Source organism: Lysobacterales bacterium, from assembly GCA_019634735.1.
GTDB lineage: Bacteria > Pseudomonadota > Gammaproteobacteria > Xanthomonadales > UBA2363 > Pseudofulvimonas.
In genome coordinates this window covers 157,417-173,603 of the sequence record JAHCAT010000008.1, presented here as the reverse complement: position 1 = coordinate 173,603, position 16,187 = coordinate 157,417, and the positions used below count along the sequence as shown (strand labels likewise).

Annotated in this window: 16 protein-coding genes, 1 other RNA gene and 1 riboswitch; of the genes, 10 read left to right on the top strand and 7 right to left on the bottom strand. The window is 71.8% G+C overall.

Annotation, left to right across the window (positions count from 1 at the left end; genetic code table 11):
• Nucleotides 1–2 precede the first annotated feature (2 nt).
• The 5 genes from KF823_09505 to KF823_09485 all read right to left on the bottom strand — a co-directional run bounded on the left by KF823_09505 (nucleotide 3) and on the right by KF823_09485 (nucleotide 5,386).
• A complete protein-coding gene (locus KF823_09505) occupies nucleotides 3–740 on the bottom strand; it encodes a polysaccharide biosynthesis protein (GenBank protein MBX3726140.1) in 738 nt (245 codons plus the stop codon).
• The gene (locus KF823_09500; GenBank protein ID MBX3726139.1) at nucleotides 740–2,302 is read right to left on the bottom strand and encodes a hypothetical protein; all 1,563 of its coding nucleotides are present in this window, start codon (nucleotides 2,300–2,302) and stop codon (nucleotides 740–742) included. The genes KF823_09505 and KF823_09500 overlap by 1 nt, the downstream gene beginning before the upstream one ends.
• 19 nt (nucleotides 2,303–2,321) lie before the next feature.
• On the bottom strand, nucleotides 2,322–2,939 hold the full coding sequence (locus KF823_09495; GenBank protein MBX3726138.1) for a polysaccharide biosynthesis/export family protein: 618 nt from the start codon (nucleotides 2,937–2,939) through the stop codon (nucleotides 2,322–2,324).
• 74 nt (nucleotides 2,940–3,013) lie between these two features.
• Nucleotides 3,014–4,021, bottom strand: coding sequence for an NAD-dependent epimerase (locus tag KF823_09490; protein MBX3726137.1), 1,008 nt, complete (start codon nucleotides 4,019–4,021; stop codon nucleotides 3,014–3,016).
• Nucleotides 4,022–4,108: 87 nt separating this feature from the next.
• The gene (locus KF823_09485) at nucleotides 4,109–5,386 is read right to left on the bottom strand and encodes a nucleotide sugar dehydrogenase (GenBank protein MBX3726136.1); all 1,278 of its coding nucleotides are present in this window, start codon (nucleotides 5,384–5,386) and stop codon (nucleotides 4,109–4,111) included.
• 186 nt (nucleotides 5,387–5,572) lie between these two features.
• A riboswitch (cobalamin riboswitch) is annotated at nucleotides 5,573–5,778 on the top strand.
• A 141-nt stretch (nucleotides 5,779–5,919) separates the two neighbouring features.
• Here KF823_09485 and KF823_09480 point away from each other — a divergent pair.
• The 3 genes from KF823_09480 (at nucleotide 5,920) to KF823_09470 (ending at nucleotide 9,908) form a co-directional block, all read left to right on the top strand.
• The gene (locus tag KF823_09480) at nucleotides 5,920–7,746 is read left to right on the top strand and encodes a TonB-dependent receptor (GenBank protein ID MBX3726135.1); all 1,827 of its coding nucleotides are present in this window, start codon (nucleotides 5,920–5,922) and stop codon (nucleotides 7,744–7,746) included.
• Nucleotides 7,747–7,884: 138 nt separating this feature from the next.
• Entirely contained in the window at nucleotides 7,885–9,222 is a 1,338-nt protein-coding gene (pepQ, locus tag KF823_09475) for a Xaa-Pro dipeptidase (GenBank protein MBX3726134.1), read from the top strand.
• A gap of 50 nt (nucleotides 9,223–9,272) precedes the next feature.
• Nucleotides 9,273–9,908 carry a hypothetical protein gene (locus KF823_09470; protein MBX3726133.1) on the top strand — a complete coding sequence of 212 codons (636 nt, stop codon included), beginning with the start codon at nucleotides 9,273–9,275 and terminating at the stop codon, nucleotides 9,906–9,908.
• A 39-nt stretch (nucleotides 9,909–9,947) separates the two neighbouring features.
• Here the strand turns inward: KF823_09470 and KF823_09465 are convergent, their stop codons facing one another.
• The gene (locus KF823_09465) at nucleotides 9,948–11,243 is read right to left on the bottom strand and encodes an aminopeptidase P N-terminal domain-containing protein (protein ID MBX3726132.1); all 1,296 of its coding nucleotides are present in this window, start codon (nucleotides 11,241–11,243) and stop codon (nucleotides 9,948–9,950) included.
• A gap of 101 nt (nucleotides 11,244–11,344) precedes the next feature.
• Entirely contained in the window at nucleotides 11,345–11,896 is a 552-nt protein-coding gene (locus KF823_09460; GenBank protein MBX3726131.1) for a UPF0149 family protein, read from the bottom strand.
• A 237-nt stretch (nucleotides 11,897–12,133) separates the two neighbouring features.
• Here KF823_09460 and KF823_09455 point away from each other — a divergent pair, with 237 nt between their 5' ends.
• From KF823_09455 to rpiA, 7 genes are all read left to right on the top strand, one after another.
• The gene (locus KF823_09455; GenBank protein MBX3726130.1) at nucleotides 12,134–13,423 is read left to right on the top strand and encodes a bifunctional diguanylate cyclase/phosphodiesterase; all 1,290 of its coding nucleotides are present in this window, start codon (nucleotides 12,134–12,136) and stop codon (nucleotides 13,421–13,423) included.
• Between the two features lie 54 nt (nucleotides 13,424–13,477).
• Nucleotides 13,478–13,699, top strand: a complete 222-nt coding sequence (locus tag KF823_09450) for a TIGR02449 family protein (GenBank protein ID MBX3726129.1) — start codon at nucleotides 13,478–13,480, stop codon at nucleotides 13,697–13,699.
• Nucleotides 13,699–13,995, top strand: a complete 297-nt coding sequence (locus tag KF823_09445; GenBank protein ID MBX3726128.1) for a cell division protein ZapA — start codon at nucleotides 13,699–13,701, stop codon at nucleotides 13,993–13,995. The genes KF823_09450 and KF823_09445 overlap by 1 nt, the downstream gene beginning before the upstream one ends.
• Nucleotides 13,996–14,090: 95 nt before the next feature.
• Nucleotides 14,091–14,281: non-coding RNA, 6S RNA (ssrS, locus tag KF823_09440), on the top strand.
• 6 nt (nucleotides 14,282–14,287) lie between these two features.
• Nucleotides 14,288–14,860, top strand: a complete 573-nt coding sequence (locus KF823_09435) for a 5-formyltetrahydrofolate cyclo-ligase (protein MBX3726127.1) — start codon at nucleotides 14,288–14,290, stop codon at nucleotides 14,858–14,860.
• Nucleotides 14,861–14,948: 88 nt separating this feature from the next.
• Nucleotides 14,949–15,422, top strand: coding sequence for an EVE domain-containing protein (locus KF823_09430; protein MBX3726126.1), 474 nt, complete (start codon nucleotides 14,949–14,951; stop codon nucleotides 15,420–15,422).
• Nucleotides 15,419–16,060 carry a ribose-5-phosphate isomerase RpiA gene (rpiA, locus tag KF823_09425; GenBank protein MBX3726125.1) on the top strand — a complete coding sequence of 214 codons (642 nt, stop codon included), beginning with the start codon at nucleotides 15,419–15,421 and terminating at the stop codon, nucleotides 16,058–16,060. The genes KF823_09430 and rpiA overlap by 4 nt, the downstream gene beginning before the upstream one ends.
• The last annotated feature ends 127 nt before the right edge of the window (nucleotides 16,061–16,187 follow it).

The window sequence follows — 16,187 nt, the reverse complement described above, 5'->3', positions numbered from 1 at the left end:
CGTCAGACGCGCTGGTTGAACACGACGCCGGCCAGCTTCTCGGGGTCGAACCGGGCGACCGCCTTCTCGACCGCCTGAGGAAGCACCCGCCCGTAGCCGGCCACCAGCACCACGAAGTCGGCCAGTTCGGCGAGGATGCGGGCGTCGGGCGAACTGACCGCAGCCGGTCCGTCCAGGATGATGTAGCGGTCGGTGTAGCGGCTGCGCAGGGAATCCAGCATCGCCCGCATCCGGAACGACGAGAAGTACTCGCCGCCTGCCTCGCGCTGGCCGCCGGCCGGCAGCAGGCGCAGGCGTGGTACGCCCACCGGGTACAGCACGTCTTCCAGGTCGGCATCGGCGCGATCGAGGTAATCGACCAGTCCGCCATGCTCGGGCTTCACGTCCAGGGCGACGTGCTGGCTGGGGTGGTGCAGATCGCAGTCGATCAGCAGGGCCGTCTTGGATTCGTCCAGGGCGAACGCGGCGGCCAGGTTCCGGGCGACGAAACTGCCGCCGCAGCCGTGGCCGATCGGCGCGACCATGGTGATGAAGTTGCGCGCGCCGCCCAGTTCCAGCAGGCGGGTGCGGATCTCGCGAAAGGCATCGGCATGGTGCCGGACCGGGTCGCTGCGGTGGATCAGGCGACGCTCCTCAAGCTTGCGGGGCGTCAGCTCGTAGCTCTCGCTGTAGCGGGCGATCGGCCGCGCCGGCGAACCGTGGTCGGCCATGTTTGCTCCCGTGCCGTCGTTGCCGGCCATCAGCCCTGCCCCTGTCGCAGCCAGTAGGTCAGCAGGTAGGCGCCGAACACCAGCACCACCATGAATGCCACCAACGCCCAGCGCATGTGCGCCCGGACCCGGTCGCGCCGGGTCAGGTAGGGCGGCACCGTGGCCAGGACCGGTACGCCCAGGCGCTCGAGCTGGCCGGCGGTGCGCACCCGCGGGTCGAAGCGTGCCGCGACGAACAGCAGTCCCAGCGGCACCGCGAAGGCCGCCGCCAGCCCGGCCCCCGCGACGTGCATCAGGCGCAGGCCGGTTGGGCGGAGCGGGATCACCGCGGGGTCCTGGATGCGGAAGGTCAGGCCGCGCTGTTCCTGGTCCAGGACCATGGATACGCGGGCGTTCTCGCGCCGGCGCAGCAGGTCCTGGTAGATGTCGCGGTTGACCTCGTAGTCGCGGGTGAGCTCGGCCAGAACGCCCTCGGATGCGGCGATCCGGCGGGCGCGGTCGAGCTCGGCGGACAGCAGGGACTCGGCGATCGACAGCCGGGACTGCGAAGCGGCCAGCTCGCGGCGGACCTCGGCCAGTCGCGTGCGCAGCTCCTGGTAGAGCGGATTGAACTGGGCGTTGTCGAACAGCGAGTCGCCGCGCTCGCCGCGCTCGCGACGGCCCTGCTCCTGCTCGAGCTGGCGCTGGATGTCGGAAATCTGGTGGCGGGTACGGACCACGTCGGGGTATTGATCGGTGTAGGTCAGCAGCAGACGGTCGAGCTGCGCCTGCAGCTCCAGCAGCTGGCCCCGGTACAGCGACTCCCGGGTGGCCACCGCAGTGACCTCGGATTCGCCGGCGAGCTGGGCCTCCAGCGACTGCGCGCGCGACTGCTGCTCGAGCAGCGCCATGCGCGCCTGCTCGACCTGGGTGCGCAGCGCGTTGATGCGGGCGTTGACGTCCGCCTCGCTGCCCGGATGGGCGTCGACGTTGCGCGAGCGGTATTGCAACAGGGACTGCTCGGCCTCGGTCAGCTTGCCGTGGTAGTCGCGCACCTGGCTGTCGATGAACTCGTAGGCGTCCCGGCTTTCGCGCAGCTTGGCCTCGCGGCTTTCCTCGATGAACAGGCGCGCGAAGGCATCGGTGACCCGGAACGCGCGGGTCGGATCGTTGTCGCGATAGCTGATCAGGATCAGGTTGGGTCGCGGCGCGGAGACCTGGGTCCGGCCCCGGATCGACTCCATCAGACGGTCCTGTTCGATCGGCGACGGCGCCGCCGCCAGCCAGCCGCCGATCTCCAGGATCTCGGACATCACCCGGCGGCCGAAGATCACCTGGCGGGCGATGCCGGCATGGTCGGTGACGCCGGTCGGCACCGCGCGGCCTTCCAGCAGCGGCTGGATGATGTCGCTCTGCTGGGCGAGGATGGTCGCCGACGACTCGTAGCTGCGCTCCAGCACGAACAGCCCGAACAGCAGGGCGAACAACGCGATCACGGCGAACACGAGCGCCAGCAACAGGTTGTGGCGACGTGCCTCGCGCACCAGCAGCGGCGCCAGTTCGCTGACCGGAACGGCGTCGCCGGAGGTGACGGTGGGGTCCTTGCCGAACATCAGCGTGCGTCGATCCGGGTCAGAAGGTGCGCTCGGGAACGGTGATCACGTCGCCCGGCTGCACCGCATGGTTGGTGGCCAGCTCGCCGCGCTTGAGGATGCGGTCCAGGTGCACCGGGTAGGCGCGGCTGCCGCCATCGGCCCTGCGATGCAGCAGGGTGCGGTCGGCCGCCGCGAATTCGTTGGGTCCGCCGGCCTCGAGCACGGCATCCAGGACGGTCATGCCCTGCCGGTAGGGCACCGACACCGGCGAGCGCACGGCGCCGGTCACCCGCACCCGGGCCAGGTACTCGTGGCTGCGCAGCTCGGTGAGGATCACCGTGACGTTGGGGTCGCGCAGGTAGGAGGACAGGCGCTCGCGGATGCTCTCGGCCACTTCCTGCGGCGTGCGGCCGCCGGCGGGCACGTCGCCCGCCAGGGGCACCGAGATGTTGCCGTCGGGGCGCACCGGCACCTCGACATTGAGGTCGGGGTTCTGCCAGACCGAGACACGGAGGATGTCGTCGACGCCGATCCGGTAGACCTCGACCGCCTGGATCGAGGGGTCGGCGACCGGCATCTCGCCCGGACGCGGTCCGGCGGCGCAGGCGGCCAGCGTCAGAACCAGGCCGATCAGCGACGCAACCCTTGCCAGCATGCTCATGGGAACCCTCCTCAGGACCGCTCAGAATGTGAACGCTATCACACTTTCCTGGCCATCCGACGGGGCACTCAGCACCCGTAATAGTCCCGGTACCAGGCCACGAAACGCCGCACCCCGTCCTCCACCGGCGTGCTCGGAGCATAGCCGGTATCGGCGGCCAGTTCGGCCACGTCGGCATGGGTGTCGGGGACGTCGCCGGGCTGCAGCGGCAGCATGCGCTGCTCGGCGCGCCGGCCCAGGCAGTCCTCGATCAGTCCGATGTACGTGGAAAGCTGCACCGGCCGGTCATTGCCGATGTTGTAGACCCGATAAGGCGCCGCCGAGCTGCCCGGATTGGGCGCCAGCGGATCGAACGTCGGGTCCGCGGCGGGGACGTGATCGAGGGTGCGCAGCACGCCCTCGACGATGTCGTCGATGTAGGTGAAGTCCCGGGTGTGGCGCCCGTGGTTGAACACATCGATGGGCTCGCCGGCCAGGATCGCCCGGGTGAACAGGAACAGGGCCATGTCCGGCCGGCCCCAGGGCCCGTACACGGTGAAGAAGCGCAGGCCGGTGGTCGGCAGGCCGTACAGGTGGCTGTAGGTGTGCGCCATCAGCTCGTTGGCCTTCTTGGTCGCGGCGTACAGACTGACCGGATGGTCGACCGGATCGCGCACCGAGAACGGCAGCTTGCGGTTTGCGCCGTAGACCGAGCTGGACGAGGCGTAGACCAGGTGCTCGACGCCGCCGTGCCGGCAGGCCTCGAGGATGTTGATGAAGCCCACCAGATTGCTGTCGACGTAGGCGTGCGGATTGGTCAGCGAGTAGCGCACCCCGGCCTGGGCGGCAAGATTGACCACGCGTTGCGGCTGGAAGCGGTCGAACGCCGCCTGCAGGGCCGCACGGTCCTCGAGGGACGCGCGCACCAGCGAAAAGCCCGCCTGCGGCAGCAGCCGTGCCAGCCGCGCTTCCTTCAGGGTCGGGTCGTAGTAGTCGTTGACGTTGTCGTAGCCCAGCACCTCGTCGCCGCGCTCGAGCAGCCGCTCGGACAGCCGCGCGCCGATGAATCCGGCCGCCCCGGTCACCAGCACCCTCATGGCCGCGCCCCCAGGGCCCGGCGGCAGGTCGGCGGGAATCCGGGGCCACCGGGGCGCGACGAGGCCGCGCTCCCCCTGCTTGCTGTTTTACAGCCGATCATCGACCGCCTCCCGCGGCAGCACCTGCTTGACGTCGAACAGCACACAGTCCGGCTTGCCCAGCGCACGGATCGCCGGCGCGCCCATGGCCAGGAACTGGCGATGGCCGACCGCAAGGATGATCGCGTCGTAATGGCCGGGGCGCAGCGTGTCGACCAGGGACAGTCCGTACTCGTGCTGCGCCTCCGCGGCGCTCACCCACGGGTCGTGGACATCGACGTTGGCGTGGTAGCTGCGCAGTTCGGCGATCACGTCGACCACGCGGGTGTTTCGCAGATCCGGGCAGTTCTCCTTGAAGGCGAGCCCCAGCACCAGGATGTTCGCCTGCGAGGCGTGGATGCGGCGCCGGGTCATCAGCTTGACCACCCGCTCGGCGACGTGCGCGCCCATGCCGTCGTTGATGCGGCGCCCGGACAGGATCACCTCGGGGTGGTAGCCGATCTGCTGCGCCTTGTGGGTCAGGTAGTAGGGGTCGACGCCGATGCAGTGGCCGCCGACCAGGCCGGGCTTGAAGGGCAGGAAGTTCCACTTGGTGCCGGCTGCGGCCAGCACTTCGCTGGTATCGATGCCCAGGCGATGGAAGATCAGCGCCAGTTCGTTGACCAGGGCGATGTTGAGGTCGCGCTGGGTGTTCTCGATGACCTTGGCCGCCTCGGCGACCCGGATGCTGGAGGCCTTGTGGGTGCCGGCCTGCACCACCACCCGGTACAGCGCGTCGACGAAATCCGCGGCCTCGGGGGTGGAACCCGCGGTGACCTTGGTGATGTTCTCCAGGCGGTGCTCGCGGTCGCCGGGATTGATCCGCTCCGGGCTGTAGCCGGCGTAGAAGTCGACGTTGAGGCGCAGACCCGATTCCCGCTCGATGATCGGTACGCAGACTTCTTCGGTGGCGCCCGGATACACGGTGGATTCGAAGACCACGGTGCCGCCGCGCCGGATCGCGCGGCCCACCGTACGGCTGGCCGACTCCAGCGGCCGCAGGTCGGGGCGCCGGGCGTCGTCGATCGGCGTCGGCACGGTGACGATGAAGACGTCGCGGCCGACCAGGTCGTCCGGATCGGCCGACACCGTCAGTTGGCTGGCGTCGCGCAATTCCTCGGCGGTGACTTCCAGGGTGTCGTCCTGGAAGCGGCGCAGTGCCTCGACGCGGTCCGTGTTGATGTCGAAGCCCAGGGTCGGCAGCCGCCGTCCGAACGCCACCGCCAGCGGCAGGCCGACATAGCCCAGGCCGATGATCGCCAGCCGGACGTCTTCAGGGCGGGGCAGCGGGGCCACGGTCATTCGTCGTCGTCTCCTCCTCGACCCGCGCAAGTCTAGCCGGGTTGCGTGTTGCCCGGCGGCGGCGGCCCCTGCAGCGCGCATCGTCCCGGGCGCTGCGTCGCCGCACCGCACCGCACGGGCCGCGGGACACCGACTGCACCGCCAACGCAGGACGCTCGCCAGCGCGGTGCTAGAATGGCGCCGCTTCGAGGTGCCCGCCGCTGGCGGGTGAAACGGGAAGCCGGTGCAAGTCCGGCGCTGCCCCCGCAACGGTGAGCGATTCGAAGCCGGCCATCAGCCACTGGGACCTCTCGTCCCGGGAAGGCGGCCGGCGCTGTCGGTGCCTCGCACCGCCACGATCGCCAGCCCGGAGACCGGCCTCGTCGAGTGCCCGCCGTTCCTTCGGCGGGCGGACTGAGCGTTGCGGCGGGCGACGCGGCCAGTGCGTGCCGCCTCGTCGCATCGGGGCCGGGCCGTCCTCGCCGTCGGGACCTCCGCGCGTTCGCGGGTGTGCGAACAAAGACTACGGAGCCCCACCGATGAAAACCCTTTACCTGGCCTTGGCCGGCAGCCTGCTGCCTGCCGTCGTGCTTGCTCAGGCGCCGACCCTGGCGCCGACCACCGTCACCGCCTCGCGCAGCAGCGAGACCGTCGATGCCGCCCTGGTGCCTGTCACCGTCGTCGACCGCGAGGCGATCGAGCGCAGTCAGGCGCGCGACCTGCTCGACCTGCTGCGCCTGCAGGCCGGCATCGACCTGGCCCGGACCGGCGGTCCGGGCGGCGCGACCTCGCTGTTCCTGCGCGGCACCAACTCCAACCATGTCCTGGTCCTGGTCGATGGCGTCCGGGTGTCCTCGTTCAACACGGGTGCGCTGGACTTCTCGAACCTGCCCCTGGTCCAGGTCGAGCGCATCGAGATCGTGCGCGGGCCGCGGGCGGCGTTCTGGGGTTCGGACGCGATCGGCGGCGTGATCCAGGTGTTCACGCGCCGGCCGCAGGGCGGCAGCGCGGCGCTGTCCTACGGGAGCTGGAACACCCGGCGCCTGGAAGCTGCGCTGGGAAGCAGCGGCGCGGTGCGGGTCTCCGCTGCGGTCGCCGACGAGCGCAGCGACGGTTTCTCCGCGCAGAACGAGAACGGCTTCGGCTACTTCCCCGACGACGACGGCCAGCATCAGCGGTCGGCCAGCGTCGCGCTGGGCGTCGATCTCGGTCGACAGGCGCTGGAGGCGCGGGTGTTCCGCGCCGACACCGATGCGCAGTTCGATGCCGGCGCCAACGAAGCCACCTTCGGACCGGCCGAGTCGGAAGCGCGAACGCAGACCCTGTCGGTGTCCCTGGCCGGGCCGCTGGCGGAGCGCTGGTCCCACCAGCTGGTCGCCGCCGAGGGCCGCAACGACCTGGTGACACCGATCAACGGCTCGGATTTCCGCACCCGGCGGCGCTCGCTGGACTGGCAGAACGCCTGGCAGCTGAGCCCCGGTCAGCACCTGCTGTTCGGCCTGAACTGGCTGGACGAGGAGGGGGCGGCATTCAGCGGTTTCGGGGAACCCTACGCCGGCGACCGCCGCAACCGCGCGGCCTACCTGGGCTGGCGGGGCCGGGCCGGGGCCCTGGAAGCGGAGGCGGTCGGCCGTCATGACGACAACAGCGACTTCGGGGGCGAGACCACGTTCTCCGGTGGCCTGGGTTGGCGGGTCGCCGATGGCCTGCGCCTGTCCGCCAGCTTCGGCGAGGGCTTCCGGGCGCCCAACCTCAACGAACTGTATTCGCCCGGCTTCGGCGGTTTCTTCGCCGGCAACCCCGAGCTCGAGCCGGAACGCTCGCGCAGCCTCGAACTGGGCGCCGATATCGCGCTTGGCGTCGCCGGTGAGCTGCGCCTGCGCGCGTTCCGCACCGATCTGCGGGACTTGATCAGCTTCACCGGCGGCGGCGTGTCCCGGGCCGAGAACATCGCGCGTGCCCGCATCGAGGGCGTCGAGGCCGAGTACGGCTGGCGCGGCGAGCGTTGGCAGGTGGAGGCCACCGCCACCGTGCAGGACCCGGAGAATCGCGAGACCGGACAGCCCCTGCTGCGCCGTGCCCGGCAGAAGGCCGCGCTGTCCGCCGACCGCGCCCTCGGCGACCGCTGGCGCATCGGCGGCGAGCTGGTGGCCCTTGGCGGTCGCAAGGACGCCGGCTTCCCCGAGGCCATCGACCTGCCCGGCCATGTCCTGTTCAACCTGCGGGCCGCCTGGCAGATGCATCCGGACTGGCAGCTGGAACTGCGCGGCGACAATCTCGGCGGTGTCGACTACGAACTGGTGCGCGGCTTCAACACGCCGGGGCGCAGCGTGTTCGCCACCGTGCGCTGGCGGCCCGGCGGCTGAGGCCGGGCAGGCACTCGTGGCGCAGGCGAACAGGCGCCCGCGCCACGGTGCATGGTCCGCGGCGACATTGCGCAACCGCGCGTCCGGCCTGGTCCGGCAAGGCTTGATCGGGCGAGGGTTTCCGGCAGAATCCGGGGCATGGACCACGTCGCCAGCCACACGCCGCTCGCCAGCCTCTATCCCGCCCATCTGGCTCGCGTCATGGCCAGCGCCGACGCCGCCCTGGCGGCGGCCGGCAAGGACCACCTCGTCCTGCCTTCAGGCAGGGTGAGGTACGCCTTCCAGGACGACCGCCCCCTGCCGTTCCGGGCCAACCCCAATTTCCTGCACTGGTTGCCGCTGGCCGACCTGCCCGATTCCTGGCTGGTGCACAGCCCGGGACGCCGGCCGACCCTGGTCTACTGCCAGCCCGACGACTACTGGCACCTGCCGCCGGCGCCGCCGCACGGCTACTGGCTGGAACACTTCGACGTGGTCGTGGTGCGCGACGCCGCCGAAGCCACCCGCCACCTGCCGCCGCCCGGGCGCTGCACGATCGTCGGCGATGCGGACTGGGCGCTCGGCGATCACGTCCCGGACAATCCCCAGGCGCTGGTCGAGCGCCTGCACTGGGACCGCGCCTGCAAGAGCGGCTACGAGCTCGAGGCCATGCGCATGGCCAACCGGCGCGCCGTGCGCGGCCATCTGGCCGCCCGGCAGGCGTTCCATGACGGCCGTTCCGAACGCCAGATCCATGCCGCCTACCTGGAGGCCACCGGCCATGCCGAGCCGGACCTGCCCTACGGCAGCATCGTCGCGCTGAACGAGCACGCGGCCGTGCTGCACTACCAGCACCAGCGCCACGACCTGCCGGATGCCCATCGCAGCTTCCTGCTGGACGCCGGCGCCGAGGTCGCAGGCTACGCCAGCGACATCACCCGGACCTGGCACGCCGGCGATGCCGCCTTCGCGGCCCTGGTCGCGGCCGTCGACGCCGTGCAGCAGGCCCTGTGCGCGCGGGTGCGTCCCGGCGTCGACTATCGGGACCTGCACCTGGATGCGCACCAGCGACTCGCGACCGTCCTCGAGGACCTCGGCATCGTGCGGATGGCCGCCGCCGAGCAGGTGGCCAGCGGCGTCAGCGCGGTGTTCTTCCCGCACGGCATCGGCCACCTGATCGGCCTGCAGGTGCACGACGTGGGCGGCTTCATGGCGGGACCGGCCGGCGGCCGCATCGAGCGTCCCGAGGGACATCCCTTCCTGCGCCTGACCCGCCCGCTGCTGCCGGACATGGTGGTCACCATCGAGCCGGGCATCTACTTCATCCCGATGCTGCTGGACGGCCTGCGCGCCGGCCCGCACGCGGCCCGGGTCGACTGGACCCTGGTCGGGCACCTGTCGCGCTACGGCGGCGTGCGCATCGAGGACGACGTCCGCGCCGCCGGGGACGCGCCGGAAAACCTCAGCCGCGATGCCTTCGCGGAGGCAGGGGACTGAGCGATCGTGGTCGTGCCGCTTGCCGCCGCGTTGCCGGAGCCGCCCGTTCCATGACCCCGGCCGACGTCCAGGCCCGCCTCGCGCACTGTTACGAGCTTGCGCTGCCCCTCGACGTCGAGTCCGTGCTGACCAGCGACCCGGCCATGGCCAGGTCGCTGCTTCCGGATGGCGCGCGCCAGCCGCGCGAGCAATTGCTGGTGCATCAGGCGGAGGACGCGGTCGAGCTGGCCTTGTACCTTCACGACGATGTCCTGCAGACCCTGCGCCGGCATGACCCGCGCGAACGCCTGGGCGCCGAGAACCTGGCCGAGCTGGCCCTGCTGGCCGAGGGCGTCAGCCACTTCGTCTGCCTGAGCTGGAATGGCCACAACGACCGCCGGGTCAGCGCGCTGGAACTGGAGCTGCAGGCCGAGATCGACGTGTTCCTGCTGGCCACCGACCTGGCCGGGCCGGGACGCGGCGGGATGGTCGTCCGCGCCCTGTTCGATCGCGTCGGCTTCAGTCCGGATCTGGACGCCGAGGAGCGAGGCCGCTACCGCACCGCGCACCGCCTGGCCGCCCGCTATTGCCTGGATCTGCTGCGCCGGCACGGCGACCGCCTGCAGCAGCCCGAGGTGCGCCGCCGGCTGCGCCGCTTCTACCGCCTGGACCGCGCCGGCAAGTTCGCGGCGATCGGCGGCGGCTGAGCCGGCGCTTCCGGTCCCGACGAGGGTGCATGCGCGCCCTCAGCCGGCCAGGCGCGCCTCGATCTCGGCGGCTTCCACCGGCAGGGCGGCACTCAGCACCTCGGGGCCATCGGCGGTGACATGCACGTCGTCCTCGATGCGGATGCCGATACCGCGCCACTTCGCGTCGACCGGGGCGTCGGCGGCGATGTACAGGCCGGGCTCGACCGTGCACACCATGCCCGGCTCCAGCTCGCGCCAGTGGCCGTCGATGCGGTAGTCGCCGACGTCGTGGACGTCCAGGCCCAGCCAGTGGCCGGTCTTGTGCGGGTAGTACGGCAGGTGGCGCCGCTCGCGCAGCGCGGCGTCCAGCGGGCCCTCGATCAGCCCGAGTCCGACCAGGCCCTCGGTCAGCACCCGCACCGCGGCCTGGTGCATGGCGTCGAACGGCCGCCCGGGACGCGCCTCCTCGATCGCCGCGCGCTGCGCCGCCAGCACCAGGTCGTAGAGGCAGCGCTGGGCGCGGCTGAACCGGCCGTCGACCGGCACCATGCGGGTCACGTCGGCGGCGTAGCCGCGGTACTCGGCGCCGGCGTCGACCAGGACCAGGTCGCCGCGGCGCAGCTCGGCGTCGCCGGCTGGATGGTGCAGGACGCAGGCATTGGCGCCGGCGCCGACGATCGGCAGGTAGGCGGCGACCGCGTCGTTGCCGCGGAAGGCGGCCTGCAGCTCGGCCTCGACCTGGTACTCGCGCCGGCCGGGCCTGACCGCCGACCAGCAGCGCAGGTGGGCGGCCACGGTGATGCGCGCGGCCTCGCGCATCAGCTTCAGCTCGGCCGGCGACTTCAGCAGGCGAAGCTCGTGCAGCAAGGTGCCCAGGGTGGCCATCTCGTTGGGCGGCACGGCGCCGCGCCGGGACTGCGCGCGCACCCGGTTGACCCAGCCCAGCAGGCGCTGGTCGAACTCGGGGTCGCGCCCCAGGTGGTAGTGGATCCGGGCCCGGCCCTCGATGAGGCCGGGCAGGATGTCGTCGATGTCGCCGATCGGATAGGCATCGTCCATGCCGAAGCGCTCGACCGCGCCCTCCAGGCCGGCGCGCGGACCGTCCCAGCGCTCGCGGTCCGGATCGCGCTCCCGGCAGAACAGGATGCACTCGCCGGCGTCACGCCCGGGCACCAGCACCAGCACCGCTTCCGGTTCCGGGAAACCGGTCAGGTACAGCAGGTCGCTGTCCTGCCGGTAGGGGTGGAAGGTGTCGTGGCTGCGCACACGTTCCGGTGCCGCCGGTACCACGACGATGGCCTCCGGCCCGATCAGGCGCATCAGCTGCCGGCGCCGCCGGGCGTGCTCGCGCATGGCTGCCGGGGTGCTCAGGGCCGTGCCGGCCGGCGGATGCGGGCTCGCAGCGTGTGACGGGAGCAGTGCCTGCCGCATGGCCATGCCTGCCTCATCGGTGTTCAGTGCCGGGTCGCATCGATCGGCGCCGCCGCTGGCCCCGACTCCTGGCGCAGCAGCATGACCGCCATGCGCACGTACTCGACGATCTCCGCGAAGGCGTTCTCGTCCTCCTCGGCCTCGCCCTCCTCGTAGCCGAAATGGGCGATGCGCTCGAGGTCGCGCAGTGCGTCGCGCGCTTCGCCGGAAGCCTGCTGCTGGTCGGAGCCGGCCAGGCCGTAGCCGCCGATGAAGCCCGCGCACCACCCGGCCAGGGCTTCGACACGGGCCGCCATGGCAGTCTCGTCGCCCGGCAGCAGGGGCGAAAAGCGCAGGTCGGGGTCGTCGAGCAGGGTCTGGGTCGCCGCGCGCAGCGCCTCCAGGGTCGGACGGCTGCTGGCCTCAAGCGCTGCCGAATCCAGGCAGAGCTGATCCAGCCAGTGCCCGGGATGGGGCTGGCCGCCGGCGCACAGGAAGCCGCACAGGCTGCCGTGCAGGTCGGCCGGCGACAGCGAAAGCGATGCCACGGCGCGGGCCAGGGCCGGGTAGTCGATCGGGTAGGGAACGTCGGTCATCGTGGGTCGCACACACCGGGGCGGCGTCCGTGCCCCGATTCCGGAGTGTGTCACAGCCCCGGGCGCTGGCGGAACCGGCACGGCGGGCGCACACTCGCTGCCAGCCGCTGCCGGCGGATCTCATGCCCTCTGTGCACACGGGCCGGGCAGCGGCGACCAGGGGATCAGGATGAACGACATCAAACCGGTGCCCGCGGCACGGCCGCCAGGCCGGGCCGGCGACGGTCGGGCGAGCGCGTGAGTTCGACCCGCGCCCGGGTCCGCGTTCCCGGCAGCCTGCCGCTCAGCGATCGGGCGGGGTTTCTTGCGGCACTGGGGCGTCACGCCGGGGGCGATCGGTCGCTGGCGGTGATGTGCCTGGACCTGGACCGCTTCAGGCAGGTCAACGCCGCCTTCGGGCACGGCTTCGGCGATGCGGTGCTGCGTGCGGTGGGCATCCGGCTGCGCACCGGGGTGCCGGACGCGGTGGCGGTCGCCCACCTGGGCGGCGCCAGCTTCGCCGTCGCCCTGCCGGTGGTCGATGCGGACGCCGCCGATGCCACCGCCGGCAGGTTGCGCGAGCTGCTCCTGGCGCCGCTGCGTCTGGGCGACGGCCCCAGCGTGCGGGTCACCGGCAGGGTGGGGGTCGCGCTGTTTCCGGACGACGGCCGCGAGCCGACCCAGCTGCTCAACCGGGCGGACATCGCCGCCAGCCACGCCCGGGAGGCCATGGACGGCGACTGCCAACGCTATGTCCGTGCGATGGAGCGTCGGCCTCGCGAGCAGCAGGAGCTGCTGCTGGCGCTGCACGACGCCCTCGAGCAAGACCAGCTGTCGCTGGCCTTCCAGCCCAAGCTGCGGCTCGCCGACCGCAGCTACGCAGGTGCCGAGGTGCTGGCCCGCTGGCTCAGCCCGACGCTGGGCGACGTGCCGCCCGGTCGCTTCGTGCCGGTCGCAGAGGAGGCCGGCATCATCCAGGCGATCGGCGAATTCGCCTTCGCACGCGTGGCCGGGCTGGCCGGCGAATGGGCGCGAGAGGGCCTGGCGGTCGGCCGCCTGGCGCTGAACGTGTCGGCCGCCCAGCTTGGCCACGAGGATTTCGTGGAGCGCGTCGCCGACCTGCTCGCCGCCGCCCGAGGCGTCGAATTCGACCTGGAGATCACCGAAAGCGCCGTGGTGACACGGGTGCAGACCGTCGCGCGCAGCCTGGGGCAGGTCCGGGCCCTGGGCGCGACGGTCACCCTGGACGACTTCGGCACCGGCTATTCCTCGTTCTCGCACCTCAAACACCTGCCCATAGACGCGATCAAGATCGCCCCCGACTTTCTGGTCGGCCTGGCCGCCGATGCCCCGGGCCAGCGGCTGGTCGCGGCAATCGTCGCCATGGCCCGGACCCTGGACCTGCGGGTGGTCGCCGAAGGCATCGAAACCGAACAGCAGGCCGGCTTCCTGGCCGCCGCGGGCTGTCACGAAGGCCAGGGCTTCCTGTTCGCCCGGCCGATGCCGGCCGGGGAGTTCGCCGGCTGGCTGCGGGACCGGGCGCATTGACCGTGGCGCCGCACGCTTCCTATGCTGGTCGCCAACGCCGCACACGGGACCGCCATGGCGACTGAACACGATGTCCACGCCCTGGTCGAGCAACTGTCGGCAAGGATCGACAAGCTGCTTGCCAGTTGCGCCCGTCTGCGCGAGGAGAATCGCGTGCTGCGTGCCAGTCAGGAAGCCTGGACCACCGAGCGCGCCAATCTCCTGGCCAAGAACGAGCAGGCCCGGGCGCGCGTCGAAGCGATGATCGCCCGCCTGCGGCAGCTGGAGACGCACTGATGAGCGAGGCCAACACCGTCAGCGTCAGCATCCTCGATCGCGAGTACCTGGTGGCCTGTCCGCCCGATGGCCGCGAGGCCCTGCACGCCGCCGCCCGGCTGCTGGACGGCCGGCTGCGGGAGCTGCGCCGCAACGCCCGCAGCGCCACCCTGGAGCGGCTGGCGATCATGGTTGCGCTCAATCTGGCCCACGAGCAGCAGCAGGCCCGAAGCGAGGCGGAAGGCGTCGCCGGCGGCGTCGACCGCGACCTGCGCCAGCTGCTCGGCCGTCTCGACGCCGCCCTCGCCGAGGGCTGAGCAGGCGTTGCCTGCAGGTCCGCCTGAACGCGCGGACTTCGAGTTGCCAGCGGCCCGTTGCGCGCGCCGCCGTTCGGGTCCAGAATCGTCCCAGGTGTCCTCTGCGGTGCTCGGCAACACACTGCATATTTGCCTTGACCCGTTAAGTCGGCCCTTTGGGACAGCGACATGCGAGCGCCGGTGTGCAAGTCCGCCCTGGCAGCGGAAAGCCTGAAGGCCTCGTGAGCTTTCCCCCCTGTGATCAGGGATCAAGGTCGTCGATGTGTACCGGCACGGCGGAGGATGCCCCTAATTGAGTCTCCGGCCCGACAAGTCCGCGCTGCGCCGCCAGGCGCGCGCCCGTCGGGTCGCGCTGGCGGCCCCGGAGCGGGCCCGGGCCGAGCGACGCATCGCCGATCTCCTGGAACAACGCCGGCAGGCGGCGGGCTGGCGGCGCGTCGCCGCCTACCTGGCCGTGCGCTCCGAACTCGATCTCTCCCAATGGCTGGCCGCGCTGCCGGCCGAGGTCGCGCTGGCGCTGCCGGCGATCGATGCCGGCGGCATCCTGCGGTTCCGGGCCTGGCGCCTCGGCGACGCGCTGGAAGCGGGCGCCGCGGGCATCCCGCAGCCCACCGCCGCCGCCGAGCGGGTCGAGGTGTGCAGCCTCGATGCGGTGATCCTGCCTCTGGTCGGCTTCGATGCCGCGCGGCATCGCCTGGGCAGCGGCGCAGGGCACTACGACCGTGCCCTGGCCGGGCAGGCCGGTCGACCGCCGCCGCCCGTGCTGGTCGGCGCCGCGTTCTCGGTGCAGGCCGTGCCGGCGCTGCCGGTCGACCCCTGGGACGTGCCGCTGCACGCCGTGGTGACCGAGCAGGGCTGGGTCTGAGCGCGCCGGCTGCGGCGCGCGGCGGGCGCCGGACCGGCGCCGACCGGGCTGCTACCCTTGCGCCCCCGCGACAGGACCGGAGGCGAGGATGGCGGCACGGCGCTACTGGCTGATGAAGACCGAGCCGGATGCGTTCTCGATCGACGACCTGGCGCGCGTCGGCCGCGAACCGTGGAACGGCGTGCGCAACTACCAGGCCCGCAACTACATGCGCGACCACATGCGGGCGGGCGACGGCGTGCTCATCTACCACTCCAACTGCAAGCTGCCCGGCGTCGCCGGCATCGCGCGGGTGGCCGGCGACAGCTATCCGGATCCCAGCCAGTTCGATGCCCGCTCCGACTACCATGACCCGAAGGCGACGCCCGAGGAGCCGCGCTGGTTCCTGGTCGACGTCGAGTACGAACGCCACCTGGCGCGCGTGGTCGGCCTCGACGAGTTGAAGTCGCTGGCCGCCCTGGAGGACTCGCCCCTGGTCCGGCGCGGCAACCGGCTGTCCGTGCTGCCCCTGGCGGCGGCCCACTGGCGCGCCATCGTGGCGCAGGAGAACAAGCAGCCATGAACGAGGCAGAGGCCGGCAAGCGCGCCGCCGCGGAACGGGCCCTGGCCCATGTCGAGGACGGCATGGTGGTCGGCGTTGGCACCGGCTCGACCGTGCGCTGGTTCATCGAGGGCCTGGACCGGCACCGGATCGCAGGCGCGGTGTCCAGTTCCGAGGCCAGCAGCGCCCTGTTGCGCGCCCGCGGCATCGAGGTCCTCGACCTCAATGCCGCCGGCCCGTTGCCGCTGTACGTGGACGGCGCCGACGAATGCGACGGCCGCCGGCGCCTGGTCAAGGGCGGCGGCGGCGCGCTGACCCGCGAGAAGATCATCGCCGCCGTCGCGGACAAGTTCGTCTGCATCGTCGACCCCGGCAAGCGCGTCGACGTGCTGGGCGGCTTTCCCCTGCCGGTCGAAGTGATCCCGATGGCGCGCAGCCATGTCGCCAGGGAACTGCTGCACCTGGGCGGCCAGCCGGTCTGGCGGCAGGGCACGGTGACCGACAACGGCAACTGGATCCTCGACGTCCACGGCCTGGCCATCCGCGAGCCCGAGGCCCTGGAGGGCGAGATCAACCAGATCGTCGGCGTGGTCAGCAACGGCCTGTTCGCCCGGCGCCCCGCCGACGTGGTCCTGATCGGGGCGGACGGCACGCTGTAACAGGGACACCCCGGCCAGGGCGCGCGGCAGGACCGGCAAGCTACAGATCATGGCAAGCCCCGGCCCTCTCCCCCAGCCCCTCTCCCGGAGGGAGAGGGGAGCAGAGCGTGCTCCGCTTCCCGCTTCC

Excerpts from the sequence above, each read along its gene's own strand:
- KF823_09450 (MBX3726129.1), top strand. The coding sequence starts at position 13,478 with ATGGCGACTGAACACGATGTCCACGCCCTGGTCGAGCAACTGTCGGCA.
- KF823_09500 (MBX3726139.1), bottom strand. The coding sequence starts at position 2,302 with ATGTTCGGCAAGGACCCCACCGTCACCTCCGGCGACGCCGTTCCGGTC.
- KF823_09460 (MBX3726131.1), bottom strand. The coding sequence starts at position 11,896 with ATGACCGACGTTCCCTACCCGATCGACTACCCGGCCCTGGCCCGCGCC.
- rpiA (MBX3726125.1), top strand. The coding sequence starts at position 15,419 with ATGAACGAGGCAGAGGCCGGCAAGCGCGCCGCCGCGGAACGGGCCCTG.
- KF823_09490 (MBX3726137.1), bottom strand. The coding sequence starts at position 4,021 with ATGAGGGTGCTGGTGACCGGGGCGGCCGGATTCATCGGCGCGCGGCTG.
- KF823_09505 (MBX3726140.1), bottom strand. The coding sequence starts at position 740 with ATGGCCGGCAACGACGGCACGGGAGCAAACATGGCCGACCACGGTTCG.
- KF823_09495 (MBX3726138.1), bottom strand. The coding sequence starts at position 2,939 with ATGCTGGCAAGGGTTGCGTCGCTGATCGGCCTGGTTCTGACGCTGGCC.
- KF823_09480 (MBX3726135.1), top strand. The coding sequence starts at position 5,920 with ATGAAAACCCTTTACCTGGCCTTGGCCGGCAGCCTGCTGCCTGCCGTC.
- KF823_09470 (MBX3726133.1), top strand. The coding sequence starts at position 9,273 with ATGACCCCGGCCGACGTCCAGGCCCGCCTCGCGCACTGTTACGAGCTT.
- pepQ (MBX3726134.1), top strand. The coding sequence starts at position 7,885 with ATGGACCACGTCGCCAGCCACACGCCGCTCGCCAGCCTCTATCCCGCC.
- KF823_09465 (MBX3726132.1), bottom strand. The coding sequence starts at position 11,243 with ATGCGCGAGCACGCCCGGCGGCGCCGGCAGCTGATGCGCCTGATCGGG.
- KF823_09445 (MBX3726128.1), top strand. The coding sequence starts at position 13,699 with ATGAGCGAGGCCAACACCGTCAGCGTCAGCATCCTCGATCGCGAGTAC.
- KF823_09430 (MBX3726126.1), top strand. The coding sequence starts at position 14,949 with ATGGCGGCACGGCGCTACTGGCTGATGAAGACCGAGCCGGATGCGTTC.